Raw genomic sequence first — 21,414 nt, 5'->3', positions numbered from 1 at the left:
CGTCACCCACCCCCCCCGTGGCTCCCGCCTCACTCGCGCAGCCGTGCGGGCTCCCGCGCGTCGCCCGGGCCTGCCTGCGCGGCACCCTGGCCTGCCTGCCGCGCCCGGTTCCTCTGTGCCTGCCGTCTCCTTCCCGCAGCCGCGCGGCCCTGCACTTGTGCGTCGTCCGCTGTGCCTCTCGCCTCACGCCCGCAGCCTCCGGTGCCTGTCCGTGCGTCGCCCGGGCCGGCCTGTGCGTCGCCCACCCTCCTGCCTCCCGCCTCACTCCGGCAGCCGTGCGGGCCTGTCCGCGCGTTGCCCGGGCTTGCCCTGCGCATCGCTCACCCCGTGCCTCTCGCCTTACTCGTGTGGTCGTCGGGTTCTTCCGAGGCGGTGGTAGGTGAAGGCCCAGCGGTCTTCGCCTTCTTTGCGGCGGGTGTAGCGGTCGGGGTGCTGGTAGCGGTCGCGGTTGTGGAACTGGCAGGCCGGGCCGAGGAGTTTCAGGTCGGTGAGGCCGCCGGTGCTCCAGTTGTCGGCGTGGTCGATCTGGCACATGGTCGCTGGGAGCGGGCAGCCGTCGACCCAGCACGTGGCATACCGGGCGAAGATGGCCCGCCGCTGGGCAGGAGTCGCCAGACGGACCTTGCGCCCCATGTCGAGGACTTGCCCGTCGGCGTTCATGACGATCCGCACCAACGTACTGGTGCGGGCGAGCCGGTGCACGCTGGAGACGGGCAGCACCTGCCCCGTCGCCAGCATGAACCGCGCCGAGTTTCGTGGAGGCCGGGTTAGCTGGCTGGGGTGAGGATAGCCGGGGCGGTTTGGGTTCGGTAGTGGGTCTCGAATTCGGCTGGTGGAAGGTCGTTGCAGGCGCTGTGGAGGCGCCGGTTGTTGTACCAGTCGACCCATTCCATGGTGGCGATCTCGACGTCGTCCAGGCCGTTCCACGGGCCGCGCCGGTGGATCAGCTCGGTCTTGTACAGCCCGATGGTGCTTTCGGCCAAGGCGTTGTCATAGCTGTCCCCTCGAGATCCGACCGAGCAGACCGCCCCGGCACCCGACAGGCGCTCGGTGTAGCGAATCGACAGATACTGGCAGCCGCGGTCGGAGTGGTGCACCAGGCCCTCCAGCCGCCGTCCGTCTCCGCGACGCCAGATGGCCATCTCCAGCGCGTCCAGCGCCAGGTCGGTGCGCAGATGATCGGCCAGACGCCACCCGACGATCATCCGCGAGAACGCGTCGATCACCAGCGCCGCGTACACGAACCCCGACGCGGTGGGGATGTAGGTCAGGTCGGCGACCCACAACCGGTTGGGGGAGGGGGCGGTGAAGTCGCGTTTGACCAGGTCGGCGGGCCGGTCAATGAGAGCATCGGGGATCGTGGTCGGTCGCTTGTGGTCCCCGCGAACCGCCCCGGCCAGCCCCAGGCGCTTCATCAGCCGGGCCACGGTACAGCGGGCCACGCGGGTGCCGCGCCGGTTGAGCTCCTTCCACATCTTGCGCACGCCATACACCTCGAAGTTCTCGTTCCACACCGTGGTGATCTCGGCCATGAGCTGGGCGTCCCGCACCTGCCGGGCTGAGGGCGGACGGGACTTGGCCGCGTAGTACGTCGACGTCGCCACCTGCAACACCTGGCAGATCGGCTCGACGCCGAAAGCGCCGCGGTGAGCGTCGATGAAGGCGACTACCTGGGCGGCCGGGGGTCGAGTTCGGCCGCGAAAAAAGCGGCCGCGGCCTTGAGGATCTCGTTGGCGCGGCGCAGCTCGCGCACCTCGCGCTCCAACTCGGCGATCCGCTGGGCGTCGGTGGTCGAGGTGCCCGGCCGCTGCCCCTCGTCGATCTCGGCCTGGCGCACCCACCCGCGCAGCGCCTCGCGGTGAACGCCGAGCTGGTCGGCCACCCGGGCGATCGCGCCGGGGGCGCCGCCGGTCTGCCGGCGGACCTCAAAGACCATGCGGACCGCGCGCTCGCGAAGCTCTTGGGGGTATTTCCTCGGGGCTGGCATCGTGACGTGATTCTCCCTTCCGCCAGCAGATGATGCTGGCTTCAGGGCCTCCACGAAAGTCGGAGTGGTTCAGCAACAACCCCGGCGGCACCATCCCCAGCGGCCCTCCCAGCGGGGCACCCAGTGCCGTCCCCAGCAGCGACCCGGGCAGCGTGCCTGCCGACGCTCCCAGAGCCGCACCCAGCGACGCCCCGGGCATCGTGCCCGCCGACGCACCCGGAGCTGCTCCGGGTGACACCCCGGAAGCTGCTCCCGGTGACGCACCCTGCGACGCTGCTTGCGCCGTCCCCGGCGTCCCACGCCCGGCTCCAGGTGTCCCCAACATTTCCGCTGCCCCGGTCGCGCAGCAGCAGCGCGCCTCACCGTCGCACCAGCACGTGTCCTGGCCATGCCGGCAGTCCCCCGCAGGCCGAGGCCCGGCGTGGGTGTGACATGCGGAGACGTCCTCGGGCGGAGGATCCGGCCGCGCCGCCTCCGAAGACGCCGCCACCGAGGGTGCTGCCTGCGATGGTTGTGCGTCCGGAGCCGTCGCGCCCGAAGGTGCTGTGTCCGAAGGTGCTGTGTCCGAAGGTGCTGTGTCCGAAGGTGCTGTGGGCCAATGCTCGCCACCGTCGGCTGGCCATGCTGACGCGTGCCGTGTGGCGTGCGGTGCTCCTGACTGAGTCGTGGCACGGTCGCCGTCTGCGCCCTTGACGATCGCGGTCTCGTCGCGCTCGGCAGAACTGGTGCTGATGATCTCGTCGCCCTTGGGGGAGGCGGCGTTCGCGGTGTGGTCGCCCTCGGTAGAGGCGGTGTTCACGGTGTCGCGCGGCTCGCACTCGCCGAGTCGCCGCTCACCGGCCCCGCGCTCACCGGCCCCGCGCTCACCGGCCCCGCGCTCACCGGCTCCACAGCCGCGAGACTCCCCGTCGCGAAGTCCGCTCGAGGCTTGGGGAGAGTTGGTGGCGGGGTCGGTGCTTTCGGCGTCGCCCTCGCAGTCGCCGGTGGCAACGGTCTCGTTCGGGGCCTCGGGGTTTCCGGTCGCGCGGTGAGCGTGGCCGCTGGGGGTGCTGTTGCCGAGGTCTGCGAAGTGGTCGCTGATGTCGTCGGCCTCGCCGGGCGCAGGGGCGGAGGCGTCGGTGCTGTCCGCACCGGCATCCGCCTCGGCCTCAGCTTCGGCAGTGTCGAACTCCTCCGGGATGTCGAGTCCGTCGGCCTCGCCGGGTGCAGGGTCGTCCGTGTGGTCCTGGCCTTCCTCGAAGTCCTTGGCGTCCCGCGTGTCTTCGGAGTGGTCGGTGGTGTCGTCGGCCTGGCTCGGCTCGTCAGTGCTTGCGGCGGGGTCGGGGACGTAGTCGCTGGGGGCGCTGTCGCCGAGGTCTGCGAAGTGGTCGCTGATGTCGTCGTCGGCGGGGTTTTCGGCGGTGGGGTCGGTGGTTTCGGGGTCGGTGGGGAGGGATTCGGCGCTGACCACGACGAGGAGCTCGGTGACGATCTTCTGCTCCAGCAGGGCGATCAGCGCGTCGGCCTGGCGTACCGTCAGCGGGCGGTCGTCCCCCTGTGCCCTCAGCTTGGCGTACGCCTGCAACAACGCCATCAACCGGGCGCCGGCCTCACGCGGCAGGTAGAACTCCCCTTCCACGCCGCCGCCCTTGCCCGGGCGGACCCGCAGGAACCGCCGCCCGTAATCGGCCCGCTCATCCCGCTCATCCCCATCGGGGTCCAGCACCGCCCGCAGATGGCGGCCGGCCTTGGCGACCTCCGCCGCCCCGGCCTTGCCCGCCAGGTCCACCAAGATCGGCTCCGCCAAGGTGGCCTGCTCATCCGATAGCCCGGCCACAGCGGCGCAGATGGCCTCCACCACCCCCGCCGCCAACTCACCCGCAGCGAACTTCTCCCGCACGACGGGGAGGCGCGGCAGTTCCGCCCCCAACGTGAGCAGGCGGCCAGCACCGCCCACCGTCATCCCCCCACTCGTGCGCAACCAACACCGGGTGGAGGCATGCCCATGCTGCCTGGCCTGCCCCGCCCGATGCACCCGCCCCACCCGATCGGCCAGCGCGCTGGTGATCCGATCCCGGGCGAACAGCAACTCCTCCGCCTCGGCCAGGCACACATCCACATCGTCGGGAAGCGGCGTCAGCGCCAGCTCTTGGGCCACCTCACGAACCGACCCCACCACCACCCACGACGACCGCACACGACCACGGCCACCCGCATCGGAGGCATCCCCATGGGTGGCACCCGCGTCGGATTCCGCGCTATCGGCAGGCCCACGTGTGGCATTCGCGCCAGCGGCGTTCGCACCGTCAGCATTGCCATGGGTGGCATCCGCGCCAGCGCCGTCCATTCCAACGGCATTCGCGCCGGCGGCATCCCTACGCATGGCGTCTGCGCCGTCGGTATGCGTGCCTGGGCCGTTCGTGGTCTCGGCGCCGGACGCGTCAGCGCGCTGCCGGGGCTCGAAGTTGATGATCGGGAAGGGCTCACGGGCGGATGAACCGTCGGACGACCACAAGGGCGAATTGGCGATCAGACGGTCCCACCAGCCGTCGTCGGGACCATTCGAATGACGAAGGCGCTCAGGATCGATGTCGAACAGATCCATCACACCTCCATCGAGAGATTCGAAAACGTGTATTAATTCTCTCGCGGCCTTGGGGCTATTTCAAGATCAACTAGGAATCTCCTGGAATCACAGCTGGGGACCGCAGTGGCCCTGACCACGTGGGCCTTGGCGGTCAGCGGGCTGACGAACAAGCGCTCGGCGATCTCACGCGTACGGGAGGTGCCGGACGTGGTGAAGTAGGCCGCCGCTACGGGCTTTCCAGGAGGAGTTGATCACCGATGCCAGGAGCGACGTCTGTTGATCGGGCCCTTTGGGCTGAGGGCCGCGACACCGGCGCCCTCGGATGTAGCGGGCGACACCGGCACCCTCGGATGTAGCGGGCGCCACCGTCGTTCTCGCCGAGATCGCTGCGACCAACCGCAGGCACGGCTTGGGGTAAGCGGGTGGATGGAACGGGATTCCTGCGGCGAGCGCCAACCTGAACCGTCCCGGCCATCCTCGTCCCAGTCAGCCAACCCGAGGCACATCACGGCCTCCACGAAACTCGGCGCGGTTCAACCCTCTCTCGGGTGACGCGTCGATGCCGTAGGAATTCGATGCGGTATGAAACGGCACGGCCAGGTCGGTGGTGCTCGATCAGCCGCGCGGCGCGTACATGATCACCAGTACGCCGACGAGGCAGACGAGCGCGCCGATGACGTCCCAGCGGTCGGGCCGGAATCCGTCGACGAGCATGCCCCAGGCCAGGGAACCGGCGACGAAGACGCCGCCGTAGGCCGCCAGGATCCGGCCGAAGTTCGCGTCCGGCTGGAAGGTGGCGACCAGACCGTACAGGCCCAGCGCGATCACGCCACCGCCGATCCAGAGCAGGCCACGCTGCTCGCGTACGCCTTGCCAGACCAGCCATGCTCCGCCGATCTCGGCGAGGGCGGCCAGGACGAAGAGCAGCAGGGAGCGGACGACCGTCATGGCCGGTAGTACAGCGCATGGCGGCGCACGACGGGCCACCGGGGCACCCTGCGCGCCGTGGATCGGGCCACAGACCGAGTCGCAGGTCGGGTCGTAGGTCGGGACGGACCGGGGCGGCAGTCCGGGCTGCGGATCGGGGGCTCGGCATCCGCATCCGCTCCCGCCGTATCAGCTCCCGCCACTTCCGCAGGGGGAGGTCGCGTGGGAGGCGCGTCGGCGGTGCGGCCACCACATGCCCGCCGCGGCGGCGATCAGCACCCCGGCCACGGTCAGCAGCGCCTGCTCGGCGAGCGCGGCACCGGCGCCGGTGAGCGGTCCGGCGCCGATCAGGATCGGTGGCGCAGCAGGTGGTGCACGCGAGCGCCGCCAGGGCGGCGGCGACCTGCCACCTGTCCGCTGCGCAGGTAGGGGCCGTCGAGATCCTGCCTCACGCCGGCCTCCGCGAAGCGGCAGACCCCTGTACGGCAGGCGCCGGTGCGGCGGACGCGGTGGCGCGTGCCTGGAGGGCGTCCAGCACCTCGGTGTGGGCGGGCGGCACGGCCACCTCCAGCGCGAGGCCGCCGTCGGCGATGGTCAGGGTGAAGGTGAAGAAGGAGCAGCAGCCGGTCTCCCGTGCGGTCAGCTCGGCCGCCCGGGCCGCGTGCTCCGGGCTGAAGGCGAGCTCCAGCCGCAGCAGCTCACGCCCGGGGCGCCGCACCGCTTGGACGGCCTCGGCGAACAGGGCGTCGAACTCGGCCAGCCGCAGTGGCCGCCCGACGGTCGGCAGGGTGCACGCTGAGGGAGCCCATCCCCATTCAGAGGCGATGTCCCGGGTCATGCCTCTGACGGTAAGCCTGTACCTGGGTATCGGTTGCAACCCCTTCCCGCGTGGTCCCACCGTGCGGGCGCGTACGCGGATGCAGGAGCAGCACGGGCCGCCGCACCGGCCGGACCAGGATGACCGCAGGTGTCCTCCCGCCAGGGCTTCGCGACCTTCCTCGACCCCTACGGCGGCGACGACCAGGGCGGCGATCGGGTCGGCGCAGGACCGGCCGAAGGCGCTGTCGAGGGCGAGCCCGGCGAGCGGCACCGCCGACAGGTAGGTGCACGGCAGGGGCTGCTCGGAGTCGGCGACCGCAGCTCCGGGATCTTCGTCCCGATCGTCATCGCCCTGTCGGTCGCCACCCTGGGGGACTGGCCCGGCATCGGCGAAGGCGTGGCGCCGGCGTTCACCGCCGCGGTCGCGGTGCTGATCATCGCCTGCCCGTGCGCGCTGGAACCGGCCACTTCGCCGGAGGCCCTTCCGCGTCAGGGCGCGCCGGGTTCGGCGACGCCGTGACGGCCTGCGCCGGCGGCGAAGCGGGCCGCGCCGGCCACGCCCTCGCGCTCCACGATCGGTACGCCCGCCGCCCCCTCGGCGCGCAACGCCTCGGCCAGGGGCAGGTCGAGGGCGGCGTACGTGGAGGCCCGGTCGGCCAGGACGCATGCGAAGGGGAACGCCGCGATCTGCCCGGCCAGCTCACGGGCCGCCTCGACCGCCCGGCCCGGCCCGACGACCCGGTTGGCCAGCCCGATCGCGAGGGCTTCCCCGGCGTGCACCGGGCGGCCGGTGAGGATCATGTCGAGGGCGCGTCCGAGACCGACGATCCGCGGCAGCCGGACCGTGCCGCCGTCGATGAGCGGCACCCCCCAGCGGCGGCAGAACACCCCCAGCACCGCGTCGGACTCGACAACGCGCAGGTCGGCCAGCAGCGCCAGCTCCAGACCCCCCGCGACGGCGTATCCGCTGATCGCGGCGATCAGCGGTTTGCTCAGGTGCATCCGGGTCGGCCCCATCGGGCCGCCACCGCCTCCCTCGGGGTCGAGCTCGTTGCGCCGCGCGGGGTCGCCGACCGCGGTCAGATCGGCGCCCGCGCAGAAGGTGCCGCCGCTGCCGGCCAGGATCGCCACCCGCTGGTCCGGGTCGGCCTCGAACTCCTCGAAGGCCGCCCGCAACTCCCCGGCCATGCCCCGGTCGACGGCGTTGCGCCGGTCGGGCCGGTCCATCCAGATCGTGGTGATCGGTCCCTCGACCCCCACCCGTACGTCGCCCATCGCTACTCCCTCCCGCCGAGACCCCAGGCCAGGGGCGCACGCCAGCGATACCGCATGGCGAGAAGCCGTAAAAGATCAACTTGTCGGTGTGTCGCGGTCGTTTGGCACTGCGGCGAGCAGATTTGCTGCAGTGCGGTATCGGATTGGCGCGTCGGGGGGAATGTGGCCTGCTTGCTGGAGCAGGGGACGGGTTTCGCGGATGACGTTGCCGATGGACGATCTGCTGACATCGCCTAGAACGTCGGCCAGGACATCCATCGTGCAGAGTTTCCGCTGGTAGAGAATCGTGAGCACGACCCGTTCGCTGTTGCTGATCTTCTGGGGGAAGACGCCGGATCGGGTCCCGGGCTGGCGGTGCCCGCCCCGCCGCTGGTAGCCGAGGCGCTCGCCTTGAGCGACCTGTGCTGCGGCGAGGCGCTGGATGAGGAGACGGAGTTCGTCGCGGCTGATCCCGGTCAGAACCGGATGGGACAGTTGATCGATGATCACGGCTCGTGCGGGGCGCTGGCCGGTGTCCAAGAAGCCGAGGAGAGCGGCGGGTTTGGCGAAGCGGACCTGAGCGGCTCCGGCGTGGTGGCCGTGGTCTTCCAAGACTCTGCGGGTCTCCTTCACCAGGTCGGCGATGCAGACGTCGGTGACCTCCAGAAGGTCGGCCAGGACCTTCATGGAACAGACCTGCCGCTGGTAGAGGAGCGTGAGCAGGAGGCGGGCGGCGGCGTCGAACAAGGGCTTGGCGCGGAGGTTGCCGGTGGCGCGCCGAGCTCGGCCGCCGCGTTGCCGGCTGTGCCGTTCCTGGGTGCGGGCGGCCTGTGCAGGCGCGAGCGCGGTGGCCAGCTGGCGTAGTTGAGGGGTGCTCATGCCGGTCAGCCGCGGATCGGCCAGACGCAGCAGCATGGCCTGGCGCCGCTGCGCGGGTCCGTCGCCCTCGCTCACCGGCTGGGACGTGGCCGGGTCGTCGGCCATTACTGGGCGCAGGGTGTAGTTCCAGGTGCCGTGGGTGGCGTGTCGTTCCAGGGGCAGGGCGGCGAAGCGCTCCTTGCTGATCGCGACACCGGTCGGGTAGTCGCCGGTGTCCAAAACCGCCTCCACCCGCAGTCCGGTACTGGTCTGGGTGGAAGCGATGGTGTTGACCACTACGTCATGACTGGTCAGGGGCCTGCCGCGCCAGTTGAGGGTGATGTGGGAGAACAGCCGGTGCTCGATCTTGTTCCATTTGGAGGTGCCGGGCGGGAAGTGACAGACCGTGATCACCAGCCCGGTCTCGGCGGCCAACGCGGCCAGTTCGCTCTTCCAGACCCGATAACGGTAACCGTTGGAGCCGCCCGCGTCCGCAGTGATCAGTAGCCGTGAGGCGGACGGGTAGTCGTGGCGGCCGCGCGCTTTCCACCAGCGGCGGATGGACTCCACCGCGAACACCGAGGTGTCATGGTCGACACCGACGTTCACCCAGCCGGTGTTGGCCGTGATGTCGTAGATCCCGTACGGGATCGCCTGCTCGACGTCCGGACCGGAGAAGAAGAAGTGGTGGTCTTCGACCTCGATCGGCTCGCCCCTGGGGCGCCACTCGCGTCCGGTCATCGGGAGCCGGCCCAGCTGTTCCCGCTTCTTGGTGTCCACGCTGATCACCGGCTCGCCGTCAGCCTGATGGGCTTTGACCTGCTCGTTGATATAGCGGAACTGGGCGTCACGGTCGGGGTGCTGGGCGCCTTCGAGGGTCTTGACGTTGGCTTGCAGGCTGAACCCGGCCGTCTTCAGCAATCGTCCTACCGTGGGCGCCGATACACCGTGTCCTTGCCGGGTCAGCTCGGCGGCCAGGTGGCGTAGCGACTTGGTCGTCCACCGCAGCGGGGATTGCGGGTCGCCGCGCTCATCCGGCTCCACCAGCCCCAGCAGCGCCGTCAGGACGGCCGGATCGTCGTCTTCAACACGCTTGCGACCACCCCCGGATCGTCGGACACGACCTGCCGGAAGCGGCTTCCGGCCTTCTTCCAGCTCGAAGATGCCGTTACGGACGGTCGTCTCGCTGACCCCAGCGGCCTGAGCGACAGCCCGCACCCCACCGTGTCCCAGCAGCCGCGCCTCGGTCGCCAGCACCAGCCGATGCTGTCGTTCGTTCAGATGCGGGCGTAATGCCTCGAATTTCCGCGCGAGTTGGCCGCGGACCTCGCTGGAGATCGCCATACCATCTCAACGAGCCGAAGATCACGAAGCAACGCCTTATTTCTTGACGGCTTCCGAGGATGCGGAACGCGAAGGCGACCACCGCCGAGGACAGGGTGGCGGTGAACCCCCGGACGTCCAGCGCGTACAGCACGGCCATCATCGTGGAGCCGAGCATGGCAGGCACGGCGTAGAGCTCCCGGTCGTAGAGCAGGGTCGGCTTCTCGCCGGACAGGACGTCCCTGAGGACGCCGCCGCCGACCGCCGTGCAGACTCCGAGGAACACGGCGTGCATCGGCGCGAGGCCGTAATACAGCGCCTTGGACGTCCCGACCGCGCAGAACAGGCCGAGGCCCGCCGCGTCGAAGACCAGCACCCCGGGCATGGCCCGTTCGACCTGGCGATGCCAGAAGAACGCGATGACGGCGGCGGCGATCGGCACGAGGAGATAGGCCGTGTCGCGCAGCGCGGCGGGCTGCACGCCGATGAACAGGTCGCGCACGATGCCGCCGCCGACGGCCGTGAAGAACGCGAGCACCGCGATGCCGACCGCATCGAACCGCTTGCGTACGCCCTCCAGCGCGCCGGACAGGGCGAATACGAAAATTCCGGCGAGGTCGAGCACGGGGGTCACAGCCGCTCAGTCTTCCATAAACAGGGTAAAACCCCTGGCCTGCGCCTTGGTTCGGTGTGAAGCGGGGCGGGGTAGCGTCGGGAATATGCCGCAGGACGGGCAGCGGGGGAGGTAGGTGAACGGGTGCCCTGACACCGGGCGCATCTGGGGCGGTCTGGTGCGTGATCACCATCTGACGCCCCTGGAAGACCTGGCGTCATTCGTCATCGAGCACGTCAGGCCGCTCGGCTTCAGCGAGGTCATGATCTACGTCGCCAGCCTGCGGGCGCTGTATCTCGTGCCGCTGCCGGGGCAGAGCGACGCGTACGGCGAGCCCCTGAACCGCCTCGCCATCGACACGACCCTGGCGGGCCGTGCCTTCCGCGACCTGGAGATCGTCCAGGCGCGTCCCGCGGTCGACCCGTACGCCGCCGAGACCGCGGAACCCCTCGGCAGCGAGGCGCCGCGGCGGCTGTGGGTGCCGATGCTGAACGGCACGGAACGGGTCGGGGTGCTCGGCGTGACCGTGCCCGTGGTCGACGCGGCCACCGAGCGGATCCTGACCGAGCTGGGCGGCCTGGTCGCGCTGCTCGTGGTGAGCAAGCGGGCCTACAGCGACGCGTTCGCCCGGCTGGTGCGCACCGAGGAGATGCACCTGTCGGCCGAGATGCTGTGGACGCTGCTGCCCGTCAAGAGCTTCGCGACCGAGACGATGACGGTGAGCGCGGCGCTGGAGCCGGCCTACCGCGTCGGCGGGGACGCCTTCGACTACGCCCTCGACGGCACCACCCTCCACCTGGGGATCTTCGACGCCATGGGGCACGACACCTCCGCCGGGCTGACCGCGGCCATCGCCCTGAGCGCCTACCGCAACAACCGCCGCAGGCGCCGGGCCGGGCTGCTCGACGTCAGCGACGCGATCGACGAGGCGATCGCCGGGGAGTTCGGCGCTTCACGTTTCGCCACCGCGGTGCTGGCCGACCTGGATCTGCGCACCGGATGGCTGACCTGGGTGAACCGGGGGCATCCGCCACCGCTCGTGCTGCGGCGGGGGCGGTTGGCCTGCGTGCTGGACACCCCGCCGGACACCCCGATGGGCCTGCGCCTGGGCCCGGCCTCCGTGCTCGCGCGCCGCCAGCTGGAGCCCGGCGACCGGCTGCTGTTCTACACGGACGGCATCATCGAGGCGCAGACCCCGGACGGGGAGCGGTTCGGGCTGGAGCGCTTCGCCGACTTCGTCATCCGGCGCGAGTTCGACGGCGTCGCCGCCCCGGAGTCGCTACGCCGCCTGATCCACTCGATCCTCGTCTACCAGCGCGGCCGGCTGCAGGACGACGCCACGGTGCTGCTGGCCGAGTGGCGCACCGGGCGGGAGCGCCGGCACACGATGTGAGCCGCATGCACGGCAGGCCGGCGTGCGGGCTCAGGCGCGGGCGAGCAGCTCCAGCGTGTCGACGACCCGGTTGGAGAAGCCCCACTCGTTGTCGTACCAGGCCACGACCTTGACGTGCCTGCCCTCGACGCGGGTCAGGGCGGCATCGAAGATCGCCGACGCGGGCTGCCCGGTGATGTCGCTGGAGACCAGCGGCTCGTCCGCGTAGTCGAGGATGCCCTTCAGCCTGCCGTCGGCGGCGGCGCGGTAGGCCGCGAGCACCTCGTCGCGGGTGACCTCCCGTGAGACGGCGGTGTTCAGCTCCACGATCGAGCCCACCGGCACCGGCACCCGGATCGAGTCGCCCGAGAGCTTGCCGTCGAGGTTCGGCAGCACCAGGCCGATGGCCTTGGCGGCCCCCGTGGTGGTGGGCACGATGTTCACACCTGCCGCGCGGGCACGGCGCAGGTCGCGGTGCGGGCCGTCCTGGAGGTTCTGCTCCTGGGTGTAGGCGTGCACCGTGGTCATGAAGCCGTGCTCGATGCCGGCCAGGTCGTCCAGCACCGACGCCAGCGGAGCCAGCGCGTTCGTGGTGCACGAGGCGTTCGAGACGACCACGTGCCGGGCGGGGTCGTACGCCTCGGTGTTCACGCCGTAGGCGAGGGTGACGTCGGCGCCGTCGGAGGGGGCGCTCACCAGCACGCGCCTGGCGCCGGCGTCGATGTGCGCGCGGGCGGCCTCCGCCTTGGTGAAGCGGCCGGTGGACTCCAGCACGATGTCCACGCCGAACTCCGACCAGGGCAGCTTGGCGGGTTCGCGTTCGGCGAGCACCGCGATGCGGCGGCCGCCGACCACGAGCGCGGCGCCGTCCACCTCGACGGAGCGGCCGAGACGGCCGAGGGCGCTGTCGTACTTCAGCAGGTGCGCGAGGGTCTCGGGGGCGGTGAGGTCGTTGACGGCGACCACTTCGAGGTCGCTGTCACGTTCGATCAGGGCGCGGAGGGTGTTGCGTCCGATGCGGCCGAATCCGTTGACGGCGATGCGAGTCATGGGCGTTCCTTTCGTTCCGCGCTCCATGATCGGCACCCGGACGCCGCGCCGACAGTGGCTCGAAAGACATCGTACGCAAGGATCAAGCCAGAAGTTTCGCCACCGTCCGCAAGGATCTCGCCACCGCCGTCCGGGCGTCAGGCGGAGAAGGTGTGGCGATACTCGGTGGGGGAGGTGCCGAGGATGCGCTGGAAGTGCAGGCGCAGGTTGGCGCCGGTGCCGAGCCCGACCCGGTCGGCGATCTGCTCCACACCCAAATCGGTGCGTTCGAGCAGCTCGCGTGCCAGATCCACCCGTGCCCGCAGCACCCACTGCATCGGCGTGTAGCCGGTGTCCTCCACGAACCGCCGGGAGAAGGTGCGCGGCGACACCCGCGCGTGCCGGGCGAGGGTCTCCAGGGTCAGCCGTTCCGACAGGTGTGCCAGGGCCCACTCGCGCGTGTTCGCGAAAAGGTCGCCGAGCGGCTCGGGGACGCTGCGGGGCACGTACTGCGCCTGGCCTCCGCTGCGGTAGGGCGCCGCCACCAGCCGTCTCGCCACGTGGTTGGACAGCCCGACGCCGTGGTCGCGCCGCACCAGGTGGAGGCACAGGTCGATGCCGGACGCCGCGCCCGCCGACGTCAGCACGTCGCCCTCGTCCACGAACAGCACGTTCTCGTCCACCCGTACGAGCGGATGCCGGGCGGCGAGGGCCTTGGTGTAGTGCCAGTGGGTCGTCGCCCGCTTGCCGTCGAGCAGGCCCGTCGCCGCCAGCGCGAACGCCCCCGTCGAGATGGCCGCGAGCCGGGTGCCGCGCTCGTGGGCGGCCATGAGCGCGCCGACGACCGCGGCCGGCGGTTCCGTGGTCGCGGGCTCCCGGTAGCCGGGGATGAAGATCGTGTCGGCCTCCTCGAAGGCGCCGAGGCCCTCGGCCACGTGATAGGAGAGGCCGTCGCCGCCGGTCACCAGCCCGGGCGCGGGGCCGCACACCCGCACCTCGTACGGCATGCTCGGCCGGTTGGAGAACACCTGCGCCGGGATGCCGACGTCGAGCGGTTTCGCGCCCTCCAGCACGAGCACGGCGATGCGATGGTTTCTCGGGCTCATCGGCCTCCTCCGGCTCCCCCCGCGATCCGGCGGGCGCCGCCTCCGCACCGTGACCGCAATGACCACTATCGCAATCATCCTGCCACCGGCCCATCCCAGCCGTTGACAAAGCATGCTTTTCCTACATAGTTAGTAGGTAAAGCCGCCCCCCGGGAGGTATGCGACCCCGTGAAATTCCTCGCCATCACCCTCATCGCGCACGGGCCAGACCCGCTGACCGGCGAGACCAAATCCACCACCGAACGGTTCCGCGACGTCGTGGACGGCGCCGTGCTCGCCGAGGAGCTGGGCTTCGACGGCTTCGGGGTGGGAGAGCGGCACGAGCGGCCCTTCATCTCCTCGTCGCCGCCGGTCGTGCTCAGCCACATCGCCGCCCTGACCTCTCGCATCCGGCTGTTCACCGCGGTCACCACGCTCAGCCTGCTCGACCCCGTGCGGGCGTACGAGGACTACGCGACGCTCGATCACCTGTCGGGCGGCCGGCTGGAGCTGATGATCGGCAAGGGGAACGGGTCGGCCCAGGCGCGGCTCTTCCACGTCACCCCCGAAGACCAGTGGGACCGCAACCGGGAGGCGTACGAACTGTTCCGCAGGCTCTGGCGGGAGGACAAGGTCACCTGGGAGGGCCGGTTCCGGCCGTCCCTCACGGACGCGGAGACGTGGCCGCGCCCCCTGCAGCGGCCGATCCGGGTCTGGCACGGCAGCGCCACCAGCAAGGACTCGGTCGAGCTGGCCGCCCGCTATGGCGACCCGCTGTTCTCGGCGAACGTCACCAACCCCATCGAGCCGTACGCCGAGCTGGTCGACCACTACCGCGAACGATGGGCGCACTACGGGCACGACCCGGCCGACGCGCTGGTGGGCGCGGGCAGCGCCGGCTTCTACACGGCACGCACCTCCCAGGAGGCGATCGCCACCTATCGCCCGATCTACGACGCCCGGGTCGCGCTGTTCCGCAAAGCGGGCGTGGAACCGGTCTTCCACTCGCTGGAGGACGCCATCGAGCGCGGCTCGATCCTCGTGGGCAGCCCCCAGCAGATCATCGACAAGGTCCTGCGCTATCACGCGCGGCTCGGCCACGAGGTCATGCACATCAGCGCGGACGGCGACGGCCTGACCCGGGCGCAGCACCGGGAGGCCCTTGAGCTGTTCCAGAGCGACATCGCCCCCGTGCTGCGCAAGGAGATCCCGAGCCGGCCGTTCCCCGAGAACACCCCCCTCACGAGCACCCTCACGAGCACCGGAGCGCCGGCATGACCGTCCCCAAGCAGACAGCACAGTCGAACACGGTGCGGCCGGTTCCCCTGTCGATCCTCGACCTGGCCCCGATCCCGTCCGGCAGCGGCGCGGGAGACGCGTTGCGCAACAGCATCGACCTCGCCCGCCACGCCGAGCGGCTCGGGTATCTCCGCTACTGGGTGGCCGAGCACCACTTCGCGGCCGGTGTCGCGAGCTCGGCCCCGGCGGTGCTCATCGGCCTCATCGCGGCCGCGACGAACCACATCAGGGTGGGTTCGGGCGCGGTGCAGCTCGGCCACCAGACGCCCATCGCGGTGGTCGAGCAGTTCGGCCTCATCGACGCGCTCCATCCCGGCCGGATCGACCTCGGGCTCGGCCGTTCCGGGCAGCGCAGGGCCGAGGTCGTGGCCGCCCAGGCCCGTCAGGCACCCGCCCCGGCCGCGGCGCCGCGTGAGTCGCGGGTGGTGGACGGGCTGCTGATCCCGCCCGCGTTCTCCTTCGCCGAGCTGGCCCGCCTGCCGCAGCTCGCCGTCCAGGCCGCGCTGCTGCAACAGCCGGGCGCGCGGACCCCCGACTTCGCCGAGCAGGTCGAAGAGATCGTCGCCTTCCTCGAGGGCACCTACCGGTCGCCCGACGGGATCGCGGTGCACGCGGTGCCGGGCGAGGGCGCCGAAGTGGAGCTGTGGATCCTCGGCAGCAGCGGCGGGCAGAGCGCGAAGGTGGCGGGGGAGCGCGGGCTTCCGTTCGCCGCCAACTATCACGTCAGCCCAGCGTCGGTGCTGGAGGCCGTGGAGGCCTACCGGGAGGCGTTCACGCCGTCCAAGGTGCTGTCCGAGCCGTACGTCGTCGTCTCCGCGGACGTGGTCGTGGCCGAGGACGACGCGACGGCCAGGGAACTGGCCAAGCCGTACGGCCTGTGGGTGCGCGCCATCCGCACAGGCCAGGGGGCGATCCCCTACCCGACGCCCGAGGAGGCGGACGCGCACGTCTGGAGCGAGGCCGACCGGGAGCTCGTGGCCGACCGGGTGGACACCCAGTTCGCGGGCTCGCCGGAGACGGTCGTCGAACGGCTGCGCGTGCTCCAGCGGGTCACGGGCGCGGACGAGCTGCTGGTCACCACGATCACGCACGAACACGCCGACCGGGTGCGCTCCTACGAGCTGCTCGCGGAGGCATGGCAGACCGGCACGGCAGGAGGAGCACTGTGAAGGCCATCAGGGGCGCGCTGCCCTTCATCCTCGCCGCGGCCCTGGCCGCGTGCGGTTCCCAGACGCCGTCCGAGCAGACCGGCGGCGGCACCTCTCTCACGTGGGCCGTCGAGACCGAGCCCATCACGTTCAACCCCCACCTGTGGGCGCAGAACAAGGCCAGGCTGCTGGTGTTCAACCAGTTCGACGCGCTCCTCGCGCGCGGCGAGGACGGGTCGTTCGTCCCCTGGCTCGCCACGTCGTGGAGGGTCTCGGACGACGGCCGCACCTACACGCTGGAGCTGCGCGACGACGTCACCTTCCAGGACGGCACGAAGTTCGACGCGGCGGCGGTGAAGGCCAACCTCGACAAGCTGCGCGAGCCCGGCTACAACCCGGCGGTCGCCGCCATCCAGCTGCACGCCTTCGACAAGGCCGAGGTGGTCTCGCCCACCACCCTGAAGATCACGCTGAAGGAGCGGGACGGGCTGTTCCTCGACTTCCTCGCCTCGCCGTACGCGGGGCAGGTGTCCCCGAAGTCCCTCAAGGAGGCCAAGGACCTGAAGGCCGGCGGGCCGGACGTGGTCGGGACCGGCCCGTTCGTCCTCGACCGCTATGTGCGGGGCCAGGAGGTCCACTACACGCGCAACCCCCGCTACAACTGGCCGCCGCAGGGCAGCGCCCACCAGGGACCGGCGTACCTGCCGGAGGTCACCTACCGCTTCCTGCCACAGGCGGCCGTCCGCATCGGCGCGCTCACCTCCGGGCAGGTTCAGGTCATCGAGGGCGTCCCGGCCACCGACATCCAGACGGTCAAGAGCGATCCCTCGCTGTCCTTCCAGTCGGCGCTCAACTCCGGCACGGCGTTCTCCTACTACTTCAACACCTCCCACCCGCCCTTCGACGACAAGCGCGTGCGGCAGGCGTTCCGGGAGGCCGTCGACCTCGACACCGTGCTGGCGTCCGTCTACCAGGGCACCGCCAAGCGGGCCTGGAGCGTCGTCGCCGACACCAGCCCGTTCTACGACCCGTCGCTGGAGAAGACGTACGGCGGGGACGCCGCCAAGGCGAACGCGCTGCTCGACGCGGCGGGCTGGACCCAGCGCGACGCCGAGGGCTACCGGACCAAGGACGGCAAGCGGCTGACGGTCCGCTCGGTGGCCGCGGCGCCGTACGTCCGCGACCGCAGGGACATCCTGGCCCAGGCCATCCAGGCGCAGGTCAAGCAGACGGCGGGCATCGACTTCCAGGTGAAGATCGTGGACCAGGGCACGGCGCAGAAGGCGTACGACGACGACGCGTACGAGATCTTCGAGAACTCGCGCGGCGACTCCGACGCCGGGGCCGCGCTCAACCTCATCCTGCCGAGGGGCGGGGCCATCAACCGCACCCACTACGAGGACGCCACCCTCGACAAGTGGCTCGCCGGCGCGTCGGCGAGCTCCGACCCCGCCGAGCGGAAGGCCCTGTACGCGAAGGTCCAGCGCAAGGTGGTGGCCGACGAGGCGGTCGTCTTCCCCATCTACGTCCCCTCCGACCAGATCGCGGCGAGCAAGAACGTGCAGGGCCTCGGCTTCGACCCCGTCTCGGGCACGCCGCGCGGCGTCTACGACGTGCGGATCGCCGCATGACTGCGACGCTGCCGGCCCGGCGGCCCCCGGCGCGGCCGCGGCTTCCGGACCTGCGGGTGCCCGCCTGGCTGGGCACGCCGGTGCGCAGGCTCGTCTCGGCCGTGGCCGTGCTGTGGGCGGCGGCCACGACCGCGTACGTCGCCCTGCTGCTGGCGCCCGGCGACACCGTCGACATCCTCGTGGGCGACGGCGCCGACACGCCGGAGATCCGGGCGCAGATCATCGCCGAGTGGGGGCTGGACCGGCCCGAGGCAGTGCGCTACCTGAGCTATCTCGGCCGGCTGCTGCACGGCGACCTCGGCCGCTCCTACCAGTTGCAGCGCGACGTCAGCGAAATCCTGGCCGGGCAGGTGGGCCCGACCGTGCGGCTGACCCTGGCGGCCGCCGTGGTCGGCGTCGTGCTGGCGCTCGTCGTGGCGGTCGCGACGGCGGGCAGGTCGGTCTGGCCGCGCCGGATCGTCTCCGCCGCCGAGCTGGTGGCGGTGTCGGTGCCGCAGTTCGTGATCGGTATCGTGCTGCTTTTCGTGTTCTCGTTCTCGCTCGGCTGGTTTCCCGTCTCGGGCGCGGCCGACCCGCAGGCGCTCGTCCTGCCCGCGCTGGCGCTCGGCCTGCCCGTCGCCGGCGTGCTCGGGCAGGTGCTCAGGGAGGGCCTGGAACGCGCCCTGGAGCAGCCGTTCGCGGTGACGGCGCGCTCGCGCGGCCTCAGCGAGCGTGCCGTGGTGGCCCGGCACGCGCTGCGGCACGCGTTGCTGCCCGCCGTCACCCTCACCGGCTGGTTCACCGGTGTCCTGCTCGGCGGGGCCGTCATCACCGAGGCGCTCTTCGGCCGCCCGGGGCTCGGCCGGGTGACCATGCAGGCCGTCACCGGCAAGGACATGCCGGTCGTGATGGCCGTCGTCATCCTGTCGGCGGCGGTCTACGTGACGATCAGCGCCCTGCTCGACCTCGCCTACCGGCTCATCGACCCCCGGCTCAGGAGCGCGTGATGGCCGTCGCCGCCCCCGTCGTCCGATCCGCCGCCCGGCCCGGCGCCCGCGTGCGTCCCGGCCTCGTCGTCGCGTTGCTCGTCCTGGCCGCCCTGGTCGTGGCCGTGGCGGCCCCGGGCCTGGTCACCCGGGTCGACCCGCTGGCGGCCGACCCGCTGCGGGCGCTGGCCCCGCCCGGCGCGGGCCATCCGCTCGGCACCGACCACCTCGGGCGGGACGTGTTCGCCCGAGTCGTCTACGGCGCCCGCCACTCGCTCGGCATCGGGGCCCTCGCGACCGCGCTCGCGGTGGGCGCGGGCTCGCTGCTCGGCCTGGCCGCCGGGCTGGCGGCCCGCCTCGCCGGCGAGGCGCTGGCCCGCCTGTTCGACGTGCTGTCGACCTTCCCCGAGCTGCTGCTCGCGCTCCTCGTGATCGCCATCACGGGCCCCGGCACCTGGAACGTCGTCGCCGCCATCGGGATCGCCCAGATCCCCACGTACGCGCGTGTCGTGCGGGCGCAGACGTTCGTCGTGCGCCGCTCCGGCTACGTCGAGCAGGCGGTGACGTTCGGCCACTCGCGGCTCCGCGTGATCGTGCGGCACGTGCTGCCCAACGTCGTCGGGCCCGTCCCCGTGCTGGCCACGATCGGGCTCGGTCAGGCCGTCATCGCCACATCCGGCCTCAGCTTCCTCGGCATGGGACCCCAGCCGCCCGCCCCGGAGTGGGGCACCATGCTGGCCGAGTCGCGGGACTACCTGCGGGTCGCCTCGTGGGTGGCCTTCTCCCCGGGGGTGGCCCTCACCCTGTCGGTCGTGTGCCTGACCGTGGCCGGGCGGCATCTTCAGCGGCGTTTCGAGGGAAGGACACCATGACAGAGCTCGCGGTCACCCGCGCCCATCCCGCCGCCGGCGCCGCGCCGCTGGTCGCGGTGGAGGACCTGCGGGTCTCGTTCCCCGCCTCCGGCGTCGAGGCCGTACGCGGGGTGTCGCTGTCGATCGCGCCGGGGGAGTGCGTCGCCCTGGTCGGCGAGTCGGGGTCGGGCAAGAGCGTGACCGCCCGCTCGCTCATCGGCCTGGCGGGCCCGGGCGCGACGGTGCGGGCGTCGGCGTTCCGCGTCGGCGGCGGGGACGCCCTGACCTTCGGCCCGCGCGAGTGGCGCCGCCTGCGCGGCAGGTTCGCCGGGCTGGTCCTGCAGGACGCCCTCGTCTCGCTCGACCCGCTGCGCACCGTGGGGGCCGAGATCACCGAGGTGCTGGCCGAGCACGACGTGGTGCCCCGCCGGGCCCGGCCGGAGCGCGTACGGGAGCTGCTGGCGGCCGTGGGCATACCGGACCCGGAGACCCGCGTGGGGCAGCACCCCCACCAGCTGTCCGGCGGGCTGCGGCAACGGGCGCTGATCGCCTCCGCCATCGCCGCCGAGCCCGAGCTGATCATCGCGGACGAGCCCACGACCGCCCTCGACGTGACCGTGCAGGCCCAGATCCTGCGGCTGCTCGCGGATCGGAAGGCGGCCGGGACGGCGCTGCTGATGATCAGCCACGACCTCGCCGTGGTGGCCACCATGGCCGACCGCGTCCTGGTCATGAAGGACGGCCTGGTGGTCGAGGACGGCCCGGCGCGGGAGGTGCTGACGACTCCGCGGCACGACTACACGCGGGCACTGCTCGCCGCCGTGCCCTCCGCGTCTACCGCGCCGCGCCGGCCGTCCCGCTCCCCGGCCTCCACCCCGTCCCTCACCCCGGCCCCGCGCGATCCCGTGCTCGCCGCCACGGGGCTGTCGGTCGCGTACGGCTCGCGCAAGGCCGTGGACGGCGTCTCCTTCCGCCTGCACGCGGGGGAGACGCTCGGCGTCGTCGGCGAGTCGGGGTCGGGCAAGACGACCCTCGCGCGGCTGGCCCTCGGCCTGCTCGCGCCCGACGCGGGCGAGGTGAGCCTGCGGGGAGGCCCGTGGAGCGCCCTGCCCGAGCGGCGGCGGCGCCCTCTCCGTCCCGCGATCCAGGTGATCGCGCAGAACCCGCTCGACTCCTTCGACCCGCGCCACACGGTGGGCCGCCTGGTCACCGACCCGCTGTCGGCGCTGCCGCGCGGCCGGCGCAGGGAACGCGCGGTCGAGCTGCTGGGCCGGGTGGGGCTGCCGCCCGAACTGCTCGGCCGGCGTCCGCGCGAGCTGTCCGGCGGCCAGCGGCAGCGGGTGGCCATCGCCCGCGCGCTCGCGTCCCGGCCCGAGGTGCTGATCTGCGACGAGCCCGTCTCCGCGCTCGACGTGTCCGTGCAGGCCCAGGTGCTCGACCTGCTGGCCGAGATCCAGGCCGAGGACGGGACGGCGCTGCTGTTCATCTCCCACGACCTGGGCGTCGTCCGCCACCTGAGCGACCGGGTCCTGGTGATGAAGGACGGCCGTGTCGTGGAGGAGGGCGACGCCGGCGAGGTCTTCCGTCATCCCCGGCATCCGTACACCCGGGAGCTGCTGGCGGCCGTGCCCCGGCTCCCCGGATGAAGCTGTGCGGGGCGAGCCCGGCCGCCTCGCCCCGCACACGA

17 protein-coding genes, 1 pseudogene and 1 other annotated feature are annotated in these 21,414 nt (G+C 71.7%); of the genes and pseudogenes, 8 read left to right on the top strand and 10 right to left on the bottom strand.

Annotated elements, in window-relative coordinates:
* Window positions 1-339: 339 nt before the first annotated feature.
* The 5 genes from OHB01_RS31965 to OHB01_RS31945 all read right to left on the bottom strand — a co-directional run bounded on the left by OHB01_RS31965 (window position 340) and on the right by OHB01_RS31945 (window position 6,318).
* Window positions 340-738 carry an HNH endonuclease signature motif containing protein gene (locus OHB01_RS31965; RefSeq protein WP_328854422.1) on the bottom strand — a complete coding sequence of 133 codons (399 nt, stop codon included), beginning with the start codon at window positions 736-738 and terminating at the stop codon, window positions 340-342.
* A gap of 29 nt (window positions 739-767) precedes the next feature.
* A protein-coding gene (locus OHB01_RS31960; RefSeq protein ID WP_328853951.1) for an IS3 family transposase occupies window positions 768-1,987 on the bottom strand; the annotation gives its coding sequence in 2 pieces (ribosomal slippage) (window positions 768-1,708 and window positions 1,708-1,987; 1,221 coding nt in all).
* Window positions 1,596-1,709, bottom strand: a sequence feature (AL1L pseudoknot). (Overlaps the previous gene by 114 nt.)
* Window positions 1,926-4,571: a DUF222 domain-containing protein gene (locus OHB01_RS31955; protein ID WP_328854421.1), complete on the bottom strand. Its 2,646-nt coding sequence runs from the start codon at window positions 4,569-4,571 to the stop codon at window positions 1,926-1,928. The genes OHB01_RS31960 and OHB01_RS31955 overlap by 62 nt, the downstream gene beginning before the upstream one ends.
* Window positions 4,572-5,168: 597 nt before the next feature.
* Entirely contained in the window at window positions 5,169-5,501 is a 333-nt protein-coding gene (locus OHB01_RS31950) for a YnfA family protein (protein ID WP_142652712.1), read from the bottom strand.
* Window positions 5,502-5,928: 427 nt separating this feature from the next.
* Complete coding sequence (locus OHB01_RS31945; protein ID WP_328854420.1) at window positions 5,929-6,318, bottom strand: hypothetical protein; 390 nt, start codon at window positions 6,316-6,318, stop codon at window positions 5,929-5,931.
* 288 nt (window positions 6,319-6,606) lie between these two features.
* Between OHB01_RS31945 and OHB01_RS40000 the strand changes: the two are divergent.
* Window positions 6,607-6,783 (top strand): annotated as a pseudogene (locus OHB01_RS40000) (hypothetical protein); the annotation flags it as partial.
* Between the two features lie 5 nt (window positions 6,784-6,788).
* On the opposite strand, the gene OHB01_RS31935 reads toward OHB01_RS40000, so the two are convergent.
* From OHB01_RS31935 to OHB01_RS31925, 3 genes are all read right to left on the bottom strand, one after another.
* On the bottom strand, window positions 6,789-7,574 hold the full coding sequence (locus OHB01_RS31935) for a crotonase/enoyl-CoA hydratase family protein (protein WP_142652709.1): 786 nt from the start codon (window positions 7,572-7,574) through the stop codon (window positions 6,789-6,791).
* A gap of 75 nt (window positions 7,575-7,649) precedes the next feature.
* Window positions 7,650-9,668, bottom strand: a complete 2,019-nt coding sequence (locus tag OHB01_RS31930; RefSeq protein WP_419197554.1) for an ISAzo13 family transposase — start codon at window positions 9,666-9,668, stop codon at window positions 7,650-7,652.
* Window positions 9,580-10,368: a trimeric intracellular cation channel family protein gene (locus tag OHB01_RS31925; protein ID WP_328854419.1), complete on the bottom strand. Its 789-nt coding sequence runs from the start codon at window positions 10,366-10,368 to the stop codon at window positions 9,580-9,582. Before OHB01_RS31925 ends, OHB01_RS31930 begins: the two co-directional genes overlap by 89 nt.
* A 115-nt stretch (window positions 10,369-10,483) precedes the next feature.
* Between OHB01_RS31925 and OHB01_RS31920 the strand changes: the two genes are divergently transcribed.
* Window positions 10,484-11,740 carry a PP2C family protein-serine/threonine phosphatase gene (locus tag OHB01_RS31920; protein ID WP_142649730.1) on the top strand — a complete coding sequence of 419 codons (1,257 nt, stop codon included), beginning with the start codon at window positions 10,484-10,486 and terminating at the stop codon, window positions 11,738-11,740.
* Window positions 11,741-11,770: 30 nt separating this feature from the next.
* Here the strand turns inward: OHB01_RS31920 and gap are convergent, their stop codons facing one another.
* Together gap and OHB01_RS31910 are read right to left on the bottom strand one after the other, a co-directional pair.
* Window positions 11,771-12,769: a type I glyceraldehyde-3-phosphate dehydrogenase gene (gap, locus tag OHB01_RS31915; protein WP_328709881.1), complete on the bottom strand. Its 999-nt coding sequence runs from the start codon at window positions 12,767-12,769 to the stop codon at window positions 11,771-11,773.
* Between the two features lie 137 nt (window positions 12,770-12,906).
* Window positions 12,907-13,854 carry a GlxA family transcriptional regulator gene (locus OHB01_RS31910; RefSeq protein ID WP_142649728.1) on the bottom strand — a complete coding sequence of 316 codons (948 nt, stop codon included), beginning with the start codon at window positions 13,852-13,854 and terminating at the stop codon, window positions 12,907-12,909.
* Between the two features lie 168 nt (window positions 13,855-14,022).
* Between OHB01_RS31910 and OHB01_RS31905 the strand changes: the two genes are divergently transcribed.
* Genes OHB01_RS31905 through OHB01_RS31880 form a run of 6 tightly spaced genes read left to right on the top strand, consistent with a single transcriptional unit; the run spans window position 14,023 to window position 21,373 of the window.
* Window positions 14,023-15,111, top strand: a complete 1,089-nt coding sequence (locus OHB01_RS31905; RefSeq protein WP_147944205.1) for an LLM class flavin-dependent oxidoreductase — start codon at window positions 14,023-14,025, stop codon at window positions 15,109-15,111.
* Window positions 15,108-16,301, top strand: a complete 1,194-nt coding sequence (locus OHB01_RS31900; RefSeq protein WP_142649726.1) for an LLM class flavin-dependent oxidoreductase — start codon at window positions 15,108-15,110, stop codon at window positions 16,299-16,301. Before OHB01_RS31905 ends, OHB01_RS31900 begins: the two co-directional genes overlap by 4 nt.
* Window positions 16,298-17,911, top strand: a complete 1,614-nt coding sequence (locus OHB01_RS31895; RefSeq protein WP_260617390.1) for an ABC transporter substrate-binding protein — start codon at window positions 16,298-16,300, stop codon at window positions 17,909-17,911. The genes OHB01_RS31900 and OHB01_RS31895 overlap by 4 nt, the downstream gene beginning before the upstream one ends.
* On the top strand, window positions 17,908-18,897 hold the full coding sequence (locus OHB01_RS31890; protein WP_142649724.1) for an ABC transporter permease: 990 nt from the start codon (window positions 17,908-17,910) through the stop codon (window positions 18,895-18,897). Before OHB01_RS31895 ends, OHB01_RS31890 begins: the two co-directional genes overlap by 4 nt.
* Complete coding sequence (locus tag OHB01_RS31885; RefSeq protein WP_142649723.1) at window positions 18,897-19,748, top strand: ABC transporter permease; 852 nt, start codon at window positions 18,897-18,899, stop codon at window positions 19,746-19,748. The genes OHB01_RS31890 and OHB01_RS31885 overlap by 1 nt, the downstream gene beginning before the upstream one ends.
* Window positions 19,745-21,373 carry a dipeptide ABC transporter ATP-binding protein gene (locus OHB01_RS31880; RefSeq protein WP_142649722.1) on the top strand — a complete coding sequence of 543 codons (1,629 nt, stop codon included), beginning with the start codon at window positions 19,745-19,747 and terminating at the stop codon, window positions 21,371-21,373. Before OHB01_RS31885 ends, OHB01_RS31880 begins: the two co-directional genes overlap by 4 nt.
* Window positions 21,374-21,414: the final 41 nt, after the last annotated feature.

This window comes from Microbispora hainanensis (assembly GCF_036186745.1).
Taxonomy (GTDB): Bacteria; Actinomycetota; Actinomycetes; order Streptosporangiales; family Streptosporangiaceae; genus Microbispora.
Note: the sequence above shows the minus strand (reverse complement) of the source record. Positions and strands in the feature narration are given on the sequence as shown.

What these genes read in the sequence shown, in the direction of transcription:
- OHB01_RS31965 (WP_328854422.1), bottom strand. Translation starts at nt 738, where the DNA reads ATGCTGGCGACGGGGCAGGTGCTGCCCGTCTCCAGCGTGCACCGGCTC.
- OHB01_RS31955 (WP_328854421.1), bottom strand. Translation starts at nt 4,571, where the DNA reads ATGGATCTGTTCGACATCGATCCTGAGCGCCTTCGTCATTCGAATGGT.
- OHB01_RS31950 (WP_142652712.1), bottom strand. Translation starts at nt 5,501, where the DNA reads ATGACGGTCGTCCGCTCCCTGCTGCTCTTCGTCCTGGCCGCCCTCGCC.
- OHB01_RS31945 (WP_328854420.1), bottom strand. Translation starts at nt 6,318, where the DNA reads ATGACCCGGGACATCGCCTCTGAATGGGGATGGGCTCCCTCAGCGTGC.
- OHB01_RS31935 (WP_142652709.1), bottom strand. Translation starts at nt 7,574, where the DNA reads ATGGGCGACGTACGGGTGGGGGTCGAGGGACCGATCACCACGATCTGG.
- gap (WP_328709881.1), bottom strand. Translation starts at nt 12,769, where the DNA reads ATGACTCGCATCGCCGTCAACGGATTCGGCCGCATCGGACGCAACACC.
- OHB01_RS31910 (WP_142649728.1), bottom strand. Translation starts at nt 13,854, where the DNA reads ATGAGCCCGAGAAACCATCGCATCGCCGTGCTCGTGCTGGAGGGCGCG.
- OHB01_RS31900 (WP_142649726.1), top strand. Translation starts at nt 15,108, where the DNA reads ATGACCGTCCCCAAGCAGACAGCACAGTCGAACACGGTGCGGCCGGTT.
- OHB01_RS31890 (WP_142649724.1), top strand. Translation starts at nt 17,908, where the DNA reads ATGACTGCGACGCTGCCGGCCCGGCGGCCCCCGGCGCGGCCGCGGCTT.
- OHB01_RS31885 (WP_142649723.1), top strand. Translation starts at nt 18,897, where the DNA reads ATGGCCGTCGCCGCCCCCGTCGTCCGATCCGCCGCCCGGCCCGGCGCC.
- OHB01_RS31880 (WP_142649722.1), top strand. Translation starts at nt 19,745, where the DNA reads ATGACAGAGCTCGCGGTCACCCGCGCCCATCCCGCCGCCGGCGCCGCG.